General features: G+C 62.1%; 10 protein-coding genes and 1 pseudogene. 3 read left to right on the top strand and 8 right to left on the bottom strand.

Annotation, left to right across the window (positions count from 1 at the left end; all coding sequences use genetic code 11):
- A partial coding sequence (locus tag AX725_RS14595; protein WP_156458503.1) for a Tn3 family transposase occupies nt 1–1,199 on the top strand: 1,199 nt, incomplete at its 5' end.
- Between the two features lie 41 nt (nt 1,200–1,240).
- Here the strand turns inward: AX725_RS14595 and AX725_RS21790 are convergent.
- From AX725_RS21790 to AX725_RS14560, 7 genes and pseudogenes are all read right to left on the bottom strand, one after another.
- Nucleotides 1,241–2,672 (bottom strand): annotated as a pseudogene (locus AX725_RS21790) (ISNCY family transposase).
- Between the two features lie 172 nt (nt 2,673–2,844).
- On the bottom strand, nt 2,845–4,014 hold the full coding sequence (gene tcmP / locus AX725_RS14585; RefSeq protein ID WP_066114266.1) for a three-Cys-motif partner protein TcmP: 1,170 nt from the start codon (nt 4,012–4,014) through the stop codon (nt 2,845–2,847).
- Complete coding sequence (locus AX725_RS14580) at nt 4,011–4,742, bottom strand: DUF5131 family protein (protein WP_066114271.1); 732 nt, start codon at nt 4,740–4,742, stop codon at nt 4,011–4,013. Before AX725_RS14580 ends, tcmP begins: the two co-directional genes overlap by 4 nt.
- 42 nt (nt 4,743–4,784) lie before the next feature.
- Nucleotides 4,785–5,225, bottom strand: a complete 441-nt coding sequence (locus AX725_RS20980; RefSeq protein WP_066114276.1) for a hypothetical protein — start codon at nt 5,223–5,225, stop codon at nt 4,785–4,787.
- Between the two features lie 9 nt (nt 5,226–5,234).
- Nucleotides 5,235–10,151 (bottom strand): DEAD/DEAH box helicase, encoded by a 4,917-nt coding sequence (locus AX725_RS14570; protein WP_066114279.1) that lies wholly within the window; start codon nt 10,149–10,151, stop codon nt 5,235–5,237.
- A gap of 97 nt (nt 10,152–10,248) precedes the next feature.
- The gene (locus AX725_RS14565; protein WP_066114282.1) at nt 10,249–10,638 is read right to left on the bottom strand and encodes a type II toxin-antitoxin system VapC family toxin; all 390 of its coding nucleotides are present in this window, start codon (nt 10,636–10,638) and stop codon (nt 10,249–10,251) included.
- Nucleotides 10,635–10,880 carry an AbrB/MazE/SpoVT family DNA-binding domain-containing protein gene (locus AX725_RS14560; protein ID WP_066114286.1) on the bottom strand — a complete coding sequence of 82 codons (246 nt, stop codon included), beginning with the start codon at nt 10,878–10,880 and terminating at the stop codon, nt 10,635–10,637. The genes AX725_RS14565 and AX725_RS14560 overlap by 4 nt, the downstream gene beginning before the upstream one ends.
- 354 nt (nt 10,881–11,234) lie before the next feature.
- Here AX725_RS14560 and AX725_RS14555 point away from each other — a divergent pair, with 354 nt between their 5' ends.
- Nucleotides 11,235–11,828, top strand: coding sequence for a recombinase family protein (locus AX725_RS14555; RefSeq protein ID WP_066119256.1), 594 nt, complete (start codon nt 11,235–11,237; stop codon nt 11,826–11,828).
- A gap of 6 nt (nt 11,829–11,834) precedes the next feature.
- Here the strand turns inward: AX725_RS14555 and AX725_RS14550 are convergent, their stop codons facing one another.
- Nucleotides 11,835–12,476, bottom strand: coding sequence for an SOS response-associated peptidase family protein (locus AX725_RS14550; protein ID WP_502686120.1), 642 nt, complete (start codon nt 12,474–12,476; stop codon nt 11,835–11,837).
- A 31-nt stretch (nt 12,477–12,507) separates the two neighbouring features.
- Here AX725_RS14550 and AX725_RS14545 point away from each other — a divergent pair, with 31 nt between their 5' ends.
- Nucleotides 12,508–12,891 (top strand): hypothetical protein, encoded by a 384-nt coding sequence (locus AX725_RS14545; protein ID WP_353646945.1) that lies wholly within the window; start codon nt 12,508–12,510, stop codon nt 12,889–12,891.
- Nucleotides 12,892–12,970 lie beyond the last annotated feature (79 nt).

Here is a 12,970-nt window from a genome sequence, read left to right as displayed (position 1 = left end):
TCGGAACGGTCGGGATGCTTAGCGTACGTTTTCGAACATTCTCTCACCGGCCCCCGATCCTGGCAGACGCGACGAACCTCGGCATCGAGCGCATGGCCAACGCCAGCCAGGGCGTCACCTACGCCCAGCTCGCCTGGACGCATGGCTGGTACGTATCGGAAGAGAATTACGCGGCAGGGCTGCGCCATCTGGTGGACGCGCAAGCCGCGCTGCCGCTCACGCGCGTGTGGGGCGACGGCACCGCGTCGAGCTCGGACGGGCAGTTCTTCCGCTCGGGCAGGCGGGGCGCGGCCGGCAGCACCAACGCGCGCTACGACCGGGAGCCGGGGCAGAAGATCTACGCCCATGTCGCCGATACCTACGCGCCCTACCATGTCCGGCTGATCTCGGCGACCGCGGCGGAGGCGCCCTATGTGCTGGACGGGCTGGTCGCGCACGGCTGCGGCATCGAACCCGCGACCCACTATGCCGATACGGGCGGCGCGTCCGACCACGTGTTCGCGCTCGCGCACCTACTCGGCTTCCGGTTCGTGCCCCGCCTGCGCGATCTAGCCGATCGCCGGCTCGGCCTGTTCCCGGGCACGGCCCGCCCCGAGGCGCTCGCGAAGCTGATCGGGCGCCCGTTCAACATCGCTGCCATCCGCGAAAGCTGGGACGAGATCGTCCGGCTCGCCGCGTCCGTGAAGGCCGGCGTGGTGCTACCGTCGGTCATGCTGAAGAAGCTGGCCGCGTACCGTCGCCAGAACCGGCTCGACTTCGCGCTCCAGGAGCTGGGCCGGATCGAGCGCACCCTGTTCACGCTCGACTGGCTAGAATCCAGGGCGCTCCGCCAGCAGTGTCAGGCTGGGCTCAACAAGGGCGAGGCGCGTCACACGCTCGCCCAAGCCGTGTTCGTCCACAAACAGGGCCGCCTGCGCGATCCGCAGTTCGAGAACCAGGCGCTGAAAGCGTCCGGGCTGACGCTGGTCACCGCCGCGATCGTGTACTGGAACACGCTTTACATGGGCCGCGCCGTCGAGCATCTGCGCGCCAGCGGCGAGCCCGCGCCCGACGAGCTGCTCGCCCATGTAGCCCCGCTAGGCTGGCGACACATCAGCCTGACCGGCGATTACCTCTGGCAAAACGCCGCTGCCGAGCTCGATCAAGACGGCTACCGCGCACTCAACATCGCCGGCGGACCCGGAGCCAAGGTGGCCTGAGCCGCCCTGTTCGCTACCTGTTCAGCTTACCGCTGTCCGTGTCACAAACCTTGAGGTGCTCCCATGTACTCGCCCAGCCCACGCGCGATCAGTTCGTCGTTCGACAGCCGCGGGCCACGCTTCAGCTTCGGGGTGCATAGCCGACGCCGGTCCACCTTCGTGGGATCCGGTTGCGGGGGAGGGGCGAAGATCGTGAAGGACCCGGAACTGCGCGCCGGCTCGTTGTTGTTCCGCTTCCGGTGGTGCGGCCTCACCTCCTGCATGGCCTGCGCCATGGCGAGAGCCGCTCCCAGGCGCTTGCTCTCGACGATCTCGGCCTGGTTCACCTGCCGCATCTTGTCGAAGACGGTGTAGGGGAGGGTGCGGTGGTTGTGCCGGACCTCGATACGACCATCGGGATACTCGCAGATCTGGACGCGCATGCCGGCGAGCGATCGGGCTGCGGGCGTCGGGTCGAGGATGAAGATCGTCTTGTTGAAATGGATCGAGAGCGATTTGGTGACCGTCCGCTCCTCGCGCCAGACCATTTCGGCGTCGACGTCGTCAGATGGGGCGAGGGGGGCGATGCGCATCGAGGGCGACCCGGGGAGGGCGGGCAAACCGCTCATTGTGCCGCGCCAGATACGTCGGGAGGAAGGCGTTGGCGTGTTCGATCGACGAGACACCTTCAAGCCGCATGGCCTTGACCAGTCGGTCCTGTAACGTCCCGTTGGCACGTTCGACGCGGCCCTTCGCCTGCGGCGAATTGGCGCAGATGATCCCGATATCGAGCTTGTCGAGCGCGCGGCCGAGATGGGTCATCCCGTCACCCTCCGCCGTGGCGTTGTTGTTCCGAAAGGCGCTGTGCTTGTCGGAATAGAATGCGACCGGCTTACCGTGCCGCTTCAGATACGCCGTCGTCGCGCGCATGTAGGAGAACGTGCTTTCGCTCTCCGCCATCTCGAGGTGCATCAATTCGCTGGTCGCATCGTCGATATAGACCAGGAGGCTGCAGCGCGGACCGCGCCCCTCGAACCAGTCATGGTCCGAGCCGTCGACCTGGACGAGTTCGCCACGTCGGTCGCGGCGATGTCGCATCTGATGGAGCTGGGCGCGCTTTGCCCGCTTGGCAGTCCACAGGCCTGCCTCCATCATCATCAGGCGGAGCGTCTCGTGCGAGATGGAGATGCCGTGCCGCTCGGCGAGATATTCCGCCGCCAGCGTAGGACCGAAATCGGCATAGCACTCGCGGACGATGGCGATGACGTGCCCGCGAAACGCATCGCTGAACCGGCGGTTGCTCGGTCGTCCGCGCTTGCGTGAGATCAGACCGGACGGACCTTCGTCGCGCAGCCGCGCGAGCAGTTTGAATACCTGGCTGCGCGCCAGGCCGAGGACCGCCATCGCATCCATCACGCGCAACTCGCCGCGCTGTACCCGCATCAGCGTGTCGAACCGCGATATCTCGCCTGCGCTCATCGTCATCACCGTCATCGTGCGGCCACCTCCAAAATGGAGGTGGCCATGACACTCGAAGCCTGCCGGCGAGGTTACCGTCTCGCTTCTAAATTGCAGGAGAGTCTCATTTCCACGTTGCGCTTACACTGCAGACCATAGATTTCAGATTGATAATGTTTCTTATGTTAAATCAATGGCTTATCCGACCTTAGACAACATAGACGCGATATTCGTCAGACGGAACGCGTTTTCCGGAAGGCCATCCGGGGAATTCGATAGCAGCTTCTTTTCTGAGGCTGTTGGCAATCGCCCCGGCGTCGGTTTTGCGTATCGCGTGGGCAGCAAGAAGCCTTGGCCAGACCGAACCCCAAGCAGTACCCGGACTGTTCGCGGCTATCTCTAGGAGTGTCGATCGGGCCGCGGCGCGCTCTTCGCCCAAAAACTGCCGATGTGAAACTGACGGCTTTTCCCATTCCGTCCCGAATAACGAAGACTGACCCGCTGTCTCACGCTTCGCGATGCTCATCTGCCCGGCGATCGTCGATTGTGCTTCCAGTGCTTTAACCTGGCAGTCTCTGAAAACCTCAATACCTCTGGCATCGCGGGTGCCATAGACGAGAAAGTAGTAGGTTCGGTCCTTACCCGGATATCGGATGTCGACATCAGCGACGTAGGTAAAGCCGCCCACCGCCCGAACAGCATCCTTGAAACACTCCAGGAATACCGCCTTGCGTTCGGCAGGACCGGCGCTGGGATCGTCCGACACGGCCGCAAGACGCGCTCGCCAGTCAACTCCGGGAAAAAGTCGATCGTAGGTGTTCGATAACGACGGCAGGACCGTGAATCGATTGGCGAAATCGAACATGAAATTAAAGACAACTTCGCTCCGCGGGCGAGACAGCAGCGGCCGCAGAGCCTCGAGGTCGATCTTGAAGCCCTTGGGGTCGATGAGAGAAAACGTGAAGGCACGCGACGGGAGCGAATTCGCGATCGTGGGAGCCAGGCAGACGAAGTCTCCCTGATGCGGATGCACGGTCACCTGTGGAAATTGCGCTCCAATCCCGCTTAGTTCGCGAAACGGGCCAATTTGTTTTTCGACCAGGTGAGCTGTCATCCGAACATCACGGCGCCGCTGCGGCATTTCAAGCCAGGATTTCCGCGCGGCGGTCAGACTTTGAAGCGCTATGCCAAACGATGTGTCGGCATAAGCTTCGTCCTCGCTTTTCCAGGGGCCAGAATAGCCATCCACATAGACCACTTGATCGTAAACGCTCGCAATTTTATGGACGAGCCGCTCCAGATATGAGCGCAGGAAATGGTGCTTTACGAACGCTTGTTCGCGACCAACGTAGTGGGATGGAACGTCAATTTCGATCATGCAGCAACCTGTATCGGTAACTCGTTCCACTCTCTGCCATCGAGCTCCCGGCCCCCGGTCTTCGGCCGAATACCGCCCCACTGCTTGAAGAAGAACGCGACGTCCTGGCCCTGGCATTGCTCGCGTATTTCGCGAACCCATTCGACATCCATTGCGCGGGCGCCAGGCCCGCTTTCACCACCGACAATCACCCAATGTATGCCGGACAGGTCGAGCTCACCTACAGGAGCGATCAATGGTTCGATTGAAAGAAAGCGCACTCCGGCGGGCGCGGCGCGCAGATGGTCGATCCTCGATCGCGCCTTGGCCTCTTCGACCGAAACTCCGTGCCAGATATGTAGCGGCGCAGGACGGTCCGCATATCTGACACGCAGATAATCGCGCATCCGCGACGAGCGCTTGCTGAGGAGCTGGAACACGTGCCAGTCGGCCGCTTCCATCGTGTCGAAAACGCGATCGACGAAAGAACGCGGAACGCTTTTGTGAAATAGGTCACTCATCGAGTTCACGAAAATCATCCGCGGACGGCGCCAATTCAGGGGTTGCTCGAGACGTGAATGTCTGAGCGTGAGATCGAACCCATTCTCGAACGGGTGACCGGCTACGCCCCTAAATCGCTCGGCGAAGCGAAGCGCATAGCAGTTGTCGCAACCGCGCGTGATCTGCGTGCAGCCCGTCACCGGGTTCCACGTGGCATCGGTCCATTCGATCGCGCTACCGTCAGCCATACCTACTTCCAGAACAAAACAGAAACTGTCATATCTAAGCTCTCAGCGCAATTCCAATCCGGCCTCGGCATCCGCAGCCTCTTCCGAGACCGCCTCAAGCGGCTGAAATCGATAGGTCTGGAGATCGAGGCGCATCTGCTTCGTCAAACCTTTGACGCTGTAAGCGCCGCCACCGGTCCAGCTCGCGCTCTTGGTATAGCCGTAGGCCTCGGCATGTTTCACCATCTCATCATGCGGAGCAACGTACCAGCAGCCGTCATCGTGGAACGCTAGCCAGAGGCTTCGACCGATGTATTTGCGATCGATCAACCAGCGCCCCTTGAGCTGGATGAGCTTCGTATCTCCCGTCTGCTCGTTGTAGAGGATGAAATCGATCCCGCCGTCGTACACCGGCAGGAAGGCGTTGTAGCCATTCGCCAACGCGAGGCTGACCAGCGAATTGCGATTGATTACCTCGCGAACCTGGCTGCGATAGCGGCTCATTACCTTGTCTCAGGCCTGCCATGTCGGAAGGGAACTCACAATCTCGCGCGTTCGCAGGCTTATCGCGATGACCCGGGCCAGAAGGTCGAACGGGTATCGCGGGTCGCCCGCTTCTTCGCGCGCATAGGCATTGGCGTCCTTGGTAATGCCGGACGCGGTGTCGGTGCGGACGCCCTGCCATTCCATCACCCATTCGATCGCCGATTTGCCGTTCACGACGTAGTCGTAAGCTTCGAGCGGCACGCCGGTCAGGGTAAGGTTGTGATTGTAATGAATGATGCTGCGATCATAGTCCCCCTGCCTGCCTCCGAAACGCATCTTGTCGACGCGCCAGAAGGTGGCGGGGTCCGGGATGTTGATGAGCCGCAGATCGCCTTGGACCAGCGTGACGGGGAAAGGTTCGACGGTTTCGAAACCGCAGTGTAAGTCAGCGAGCTCCCGGCCCGCGCGCTCGAATGCGTCGAACACGGCCCGGTCGGTCGGCACTGGCAGGCGCGGCAGCTCCTTCGCGAGCGTGTCAGCAAAGCGGGCGCGGTAGTCGGGGGCGTGGAGCAGGCTGTAGGCATAGTAGAACACCGCCTCGTGGCCGAGCGCCGGATCGTCGAGCGCGGTGCGGTAGGCGTCAAGCGCTTCCGGTGTAATGCCGGGACGGCGGCGGTAGCGACGCTCCCCTTCCCCGAAAGTCTCTTCGGGGGCGAGGTCGGCGTCCGGGGCGGCGGGCTCGTAGAGCCAGAGGGGAAAGCACTGCGAGCCGCCCATGTCGGCGAAGTGCAGACTGGGCACGCCGTCCGCCATGATCGCTCCGAACGCAACCTTTCCGCCAACCCCCGAAATGCAGATCACCTGGTTTTCGCAGCCTGCCGCCGGAAAGATTGACGGCATCTTGTAGACCATTTCGTTCAAAGCGCGGTCGAAGTAGAGAGCCTGAGGCGTAAAGGGCCGATATAGCGACCGCGTGCTTGCGGCTTCGTTGTAGGCTAGCGGCCGCCCTTTAACCGCCATGTCCTTCAACGCGCGAGTCCAACTGATCTTACGGCTGTCGGTGTCAACGAACCGGTCGATCGCGTCCTCCCGCTCCTTCCGCGTCGCGTTAGGATGCGCCGCATCGAACCGCATCAGTTCCGCGTTATACGCATCGATCATCCGTCCGATATTGGCGCCGAGCGCCGTGCGTGACGGGTTGAAAGCCCACCAGTCCCGCTGTGTTTTCACGCCGGCGGAGTAGCTGGCAAACAGTTTGACTCGCTCCTTCCCGTCCTTGTCGCCCATTGCCATCAGCTCGGCGAAGCTGCCATCGCGCTGGCTCAGCCAGTCGCCATGCGCGTCTGGCTCGATCAGGCGCCAGCCCTGCCGGGTGGCCACGCCGTTCATGCTGCCCAGGCGCGTGACCTCCGCCAGCTTTTGCTCGCGCGTCAGATAGTCGTCGACAGCGTGGAAATGGATGCGACCGTGGTGATCGGCGTCCGGGTTCTTGACGAAGAGCCACACCGCGATCGGTGTGCGCGTGCCAACACCAAAGACATTATCCTTTTCGCGGCGGCGCTGCTCGCCAGAGGTTCGTGCATCACCCTTGAGATGGAAGATGTAGAGCTCGGCGAATTCCTCCTGAAGGCAGCGGCGAATGCCGTCAGCCGAGTTGCCGTCGACCCAGCCCCCGTTGGTGACGAACGAGACAATGCCGCGGTCGCCTATCCGGTCAGACGCCCAGCGCATCGCACGGATGTAGCTGTTGTAGAGCCCGTTCTTGTTCCGGGCGCTAGAGCGCGCCGCGTAGGTGTCGCGCACCCGCCCGTCGAGATGAGGATAAGCGACGTTGGCGGCGTTGTCGTTCGCCGTCTCCTGCCCGTCCGAGTACGGTGGGTTTCCGATGATGACCCGGATGTCGAGTGCCTTCTGCCGCGTCCGGCGACCGCTGTTGTCGCGAAACTCCTCGGCTATCAGATCGTCCCTCTCGTAGAGCTGGAAGGTGTCTGTGAGGCAGATGCCCGGGAAAGGCTGGTAGTCGCCGCCCGACAGCTCGTGGAACGTCGCTTCGATGTTGATCGCTGCGATGTAATAGGCAAGCAGCACGATCTCGTTGGCGTGGATCTCGTGCGCATATTTGCGCGCCAACTGGTCTGGTGGGATCAAGCCCGACTGCAGCAACCGGGTGACGAAGGTGCCGGTTCCGGTGAAGGGATCGATGATGTGGACACCTTCGGAGGCCAGGGTCTGCCCGAAACTGTCTCGCAGCGCCTCGTCGATCGAACGGATGATGAAATCGACGATTTCCACCGGCGTGTAGACGATGCCCAGCTTCTTTGAGAGGGTCGGAAAGGCGGTCTTGAAGAACTTGTCGTAGAGCTCAAGAACGATCTTCTGCTTGGCGGCTGCTCCGTCGATGCCGGCGGCGCGCAACCGGACGCTCGCGTAGAACCTCTCGAGGCCCTCGGCTTCCCGGTCAAGATTGTGGCGATCGAGAACGCTCAGCACGCTTTCGAGCGCCCGACTGACCGGATTTGAGGCGGCGAAGTCGTAGCCCTCGAACAGCGCCTCAAACACCGGCCGGGTGATCAAGTGCTGGGCCAACATCTCGATCGCTTCGGCCTCGGTGATACTGTCGTTGAGATCGTCGCGGATCTCGGCCAGAAAGCGCTCGAAGGCCGCCCTCTCTGTACTGTCCGGAGCGGAGACGATCGCTGCGATGCGCGTAACCTGCGCCTGAGCGATGCCGGCAACGTCCTTGGCCCACTCCTCCCAGTAAGTGCGGGTGCCGCACTTCTTGACGATCCGCGCCATGATCGCGCGGCTGACTTCGTCGAACCGGAAGGCAAGGCTGTCCTGAGCCGGTCCTGGTGCCGCAGGGCGTTCGTCACCGGGATCAGTGTCCCCCGCCCCGCCCTCGCCACCGATGCCGATGCCGCCACCTGCGTTCTGCGCCCGGGTCGGCAACTCGTTGGCGACTGCAATGATTTCGATGCGGTCGCCCGGATCGACGCCGAGGTCGATCTTGTTGATCGTCGCGTCTAAGCGCTCGTCATGGCTGCGGAGCGCGTTCAGAATTTGCCATACGACACGGTATTTCTCGTTACTGTTAAGCGCGTCCTCGGCTGCCACACCCGCCGGGATGCCGACCGGCAGGATAACGTAACCCAGTTCCTTGCCCGGAGCGCGCCGCATGACGCGCCCGACCGCCTGGACGACGTCGATCTGGCTCTTGCGCGGATGGAGGAAGAGAACCGCGTCGAGTGCGGGCACGTCAACGCCCTCTGAAAGACATCGCGCGTTAGTAAGGATGCGGCACTCATCATCGCGTCCTGTGTCAGCCTTGAGCCAGCTCAGTAGATGATCGCGCGCCTTGGCGTTGAACCCGCCGTCGACATGCTCGACAGCAACCTCGAGCGGCGGCATTTCCTCCGCAAGCTCTGGCGCGACCGTTTCAAGAGAGGCCCGCCAGTCAGCCGCCACCCGCCCGAACTCGGCTGCGACTGTCTTAGAGGCTGCGATGCTCTTGGCGAATGCGATCGCCCGCCGCATCGGCCTCGGGGAGCCATTCGCCTCCCCGGCGAAATCCGCCTTGGTCAAAGCCTTGTAGCAGCCGACCAGCTTGGTCGCATCGTCGAGCACGAGCGCGCTGTCGTCGTCGGCGAGGCGCGCCTGAAGTCCAGCGGCAACGTCAGCCTCGTTGATGGCGAGCACGATCACCTTGTAGTCGGTGAGGAGGTTGTTCTGGACCGCCCAGCCAAAGCTGCGCGTAAACAGCGTCTCACCATAGAGCGCGGGATCGTCCATCGAAACGAGCGCGGCATCTTCGTCGCGTGCGACCTGCCGCACCGCCTCCCCGTACACGCGCGGCGTCGCCGTCATGTAGAGCCGTTTTGCGCCGCGAATGTAATTCGCGTCATGCACACGAACGAAGTTGCTTTCGTCCTCTCCCGATAAAGTGACGCCGGTGGTGCGGTGCGCTTCGTCGCAGATGATGAGGTCGAAGGCCGGCAGCCCGAACTTCTCCTGCGCCACCGCTATCGTTGGCAGCGACTGGTAGGTCGAGAAGATCACCGTCATTCGGGCGACGTCAGGCGTGGTCGCCTTGGCCGCGAGCACCGACGCGTTGGTGGTGGCGGGGATCTCCAGATCGTGCGCATCGATGTCAGTGGTGTCGTCTTTGGCGCGCCGGACGCCAACCTGAGTGTCAGAGCAGACTGCGAACGATCGCAGTGGTGCCTCGCTGTCGATCGACCATTCGCGCACGGTCTGCTGCATGAGCGCCAGACTCGGCACGAGGAACAGCACGCGGCCGCCCCGCCCCGCCATCGCCTCTGCGATTTTGAGTCCGGTGAAGGTCTTGCCGGTGCCACAGGCCATGATCAGTTTGCCGCGATCGGCGGTAGCAAGCTTCTCGGTGACGCACTCGATTGCCTCCACCTGGTCGGGACGTGGGCGCTTCTTGGCGATTGGCCTCACAGTCCCGTCGGCAGAAAATGCCGCCCAGTCGATGCCGCTCTCCGCAAGCTCGGTCAGTCCGATGCGCTGCGTCTCTATAGCCTGTTCGCGGAACGTAGTTTCGGCGTGCTCGGTCCAATTGACCCCGGTCGTATCAACAAACAGCCGTCGCGCGAACGGTGCGCGCGCCGAGGCCGCGAGGAAGCCGTCGATGTCGGCGCGCTGGAGCCGATACCCCTCAGCGTAGAATTTGCACTGAATCGCGCACCATCGGCCCGGATCGTCGGCAAGCTCCGCGACAAGATCGATGCCAGTGTCGGTGCCGCTTTCGCCGCGTTCATGGGCAAAATCGGCATAGGTAAGAACTCGCGCATAGCGGCCCGCCTGGGTCGGTGCGTGCTCAAGCCAGATTTTGGTCAAGCGCTCGAAGTAGGTCCCCTTCTCGCGCTGCGACCGCGCGGCTGACCGATACTGATTGAGAAGTTCGTTGAAGGGTGTGGTCACAGTGGAAAGCCTGCCTCATTATCTTATTGCCAGATCCGCGGCGAACGAAGGCGATCAGGTTGCCGATCATCCCGTCACAAACTAATTTCAAGCAGTCTCACCGGAAAGTTACCACCTTCGTTTCGGCCGCGTCGGCGATCGACTTCCACTTTTGGTCGCTTGTCCAGGCAGGAAGGCCATCACGCCGCGCCAGCGCGAGGCAAAAGCGATCGCCAAGCGACAGGCCGAGGTCGGCGGTGACGGCTCGCAGTCGACCGGCCATCTGCGCAAGCGCCTTGTCGACGGGCACAATCGTCATCGGCAGCGGATCGAGCATGGCATCGACCTCGCGCTCCGGCATGCCGGCGTGCACGAAATGGGTCACTACCTCCGCGTAGTTGACCGCACTTACTCTCGCCTCGGCAATTGCGTTGGCGACTTTGTCAGCCCCCTTCTCTCCTTTCAGCATTGCTATGAGAGCTGAGGCATCAAGCACGACCTCGCTCATTCGCCACTCTCTTCGCGCCGCTTTTCCAAAAACGCTGCAACTGACGATGCGGGATTCTCGCCGGTATATTGCTTGGCCAGCGCTTGGGCTCGCGCGACCGCCTGAGCCGCTGTGCGCAGCACAACTCCGTCGGGAGTTTCGTCGAGATAGACGGCCCCTCCCCCGACCAGACCGAGCCGCTTCCGTATGTCAGCGGGAAGGCTCATTCGCCCGTTTGGGGTAATGTTCACTTGAACAGTCATCCGTTAATCCGATCTTCGCCATGTCGCCAGCGACATGGTTTGTCAGCGACGCCAGCGACTGACCGTAGCAGCCAGAAGTGTCTATGGCGACACTGAATGTCATATCACATTGTTTGCGCCAAGAATCCGATTGGACGCCTAAGTCGGTTCCTCCAACCACCTTGATCGGGCCAAGCAACCCATAGTCGGGCGGTAACTAATGTGTACGAAAGGGGGTCGCTTAACGGACGCGAAGTTTGGCCCAATCGCTAATCGATAGAATTTGGCCTCCGTCCTCCGAAATTAGGGTCGACCAGTCCGTCTCATTTAAGTAGTACGACTAGATTCTCACTGATGGGGCGCTAAGCGTTACAGATGACCGGGACTTTGATCGGATACGCACGGTGTTCGACCGACAAGCAGGATTTGACGGCCCAGCGCCATGCTCTGGCCGAGCTCGGGGTGTCGGCCGACCGGATCTATACCGATCACGGCCTCACTGGCACTTCGCGCGATCGGCCAGGGCTTGCGCAGGCACTCGCCGCCGTTCGCGCCGGCGATACCTTGGTCGCACCGAAGCTCGACCGCCTAGCCCGATCGGTCCCCGATGCGCGCGCGATCGCTGAGGAGCTCGAGAAGCGCGGTGTTGCCCTCGCCCTCGGCCGACAGATCCACGATCCGAGCGATCCTATGGGCAAGATGTTCTTCAACATCCTCGCCACCTTCGCTGAATTCGAAGCTGACCTGATCCGGATGAGGACGCGGGAAGGTATGAAGGTCGCCAAGGCGAAGGGAAAGCTGAAGGGCAAGCCCCCCAAGCTGACCGATCGCCAGCAGCGCCACCTGCACCAGCTGCACGAGGGGGGCGAGCACTCGATCAGTGAACTCAGCGAGCTGTTCTCGGTGTCGCGCCCGACCGTCTATCGAACCATACAGCGCATGGAATCCAAACTCGCTTCCGGGCAGTAGTGCATTCTAGCTCCCCGTCCGCACCCAGGGCACCGACGTTCGATCGACTTCGACATTTCCTTGGTATGGCAGCTCGCAAAGGGTCAACGCTTCAGCGGCTGAACCGCGTTCCCATATTGGATATTGGTCGCCTCGCAAGATAACCGGCATTCGGGAATGGACTTCGGCCGCGGCACCAGTGCCGTCCTTCATCACCATCGAATAGCAATCACCCCATTCATCCGAAGACCGCCATACGCCGGCGACGGCAAACAGCTCCGCGTCCGGCAGCGACAGCCAAGTGCGCGTCATGGACCCTCGGGCGCCCTCGGCCTCTGCCCATTCGGTAAGGGGGATGAGGCAGCGTCGCTTCTCGAAGCTGTCCCGCCAGAAAAACTGGCTCAACTTGTCGGTGCGGGCGTTGTTGACCGGTTTCGGCTTCAGAGGCTGGCCCGTCTTCTTGCTCTTCAGCGACAGCGGAAAGCCCCACACCATCGATCGGATCGATCCGTCGACTACGACCAGACCGGGGTAGCCTGGATAGATCTCTCCCGGCGCGTTGCTCGCTGCAGCGGGCGCGGCGTTGAACAACCCAGCGACCTCGGCCGAGCTCTTGGTCATGCGATACAGGTTACAAATACAAGCCTCCTGGCCTTCAGGAATCTTCAACTGTCATCGCAGTATGATAGAAGAAGAGATCATGCCCGCCACCATTCTTGCCGCCGCTGCTGCCTTTGTTTGCACCCCGATCGCGGTCTGGGACGGAGACGGGCCAATTTGGTGTGTCGAGGGTCCGAAAATTCGCGTCGGCAATATAGCAGCGCGGGAGATGGACGAGACCTGCCAGCCAGGACACCCCTGCCCTGCGGCAAGCGGCGCGGCCGCGCGCGACGCAATGGTCGCTCTCTTGGGCGGACCTCGAGGAACTTTGAGCACCGGCCATGTCCGCGTGCGCGCGCCCGCCATGCAGTGTCAGGCTACCGGCAGCAGCTACGAGCGGGTCGTTGCGACCTGTCGCCTGCCCAACGGCCGCGATCTTGGTGCGGCCATGCTGGCCACCGGCACCGTTGTTCCTTGGCGATAGACACAGCCTCGATCCGGCGCCAATCCGAAGAACGGACAGAGAACGCTTGTCCTCGAGCCTCCGAATGTGATATCCTTTT

It is taken from the genome of Blastomonas sp. CCH9-A1 (assembly GCF_001557175.1).
GTDB classification, from domain to species: Bacteria; Pseudomonadota; Alphaproteobacteria; order Sphingomonadales; family Sphingomonadaceae; genus Blastomonas; species Blastomonas delafieldii_A.
This window is presented reverse-complemented; position numbering and strand designations above follow the sequence as displayed.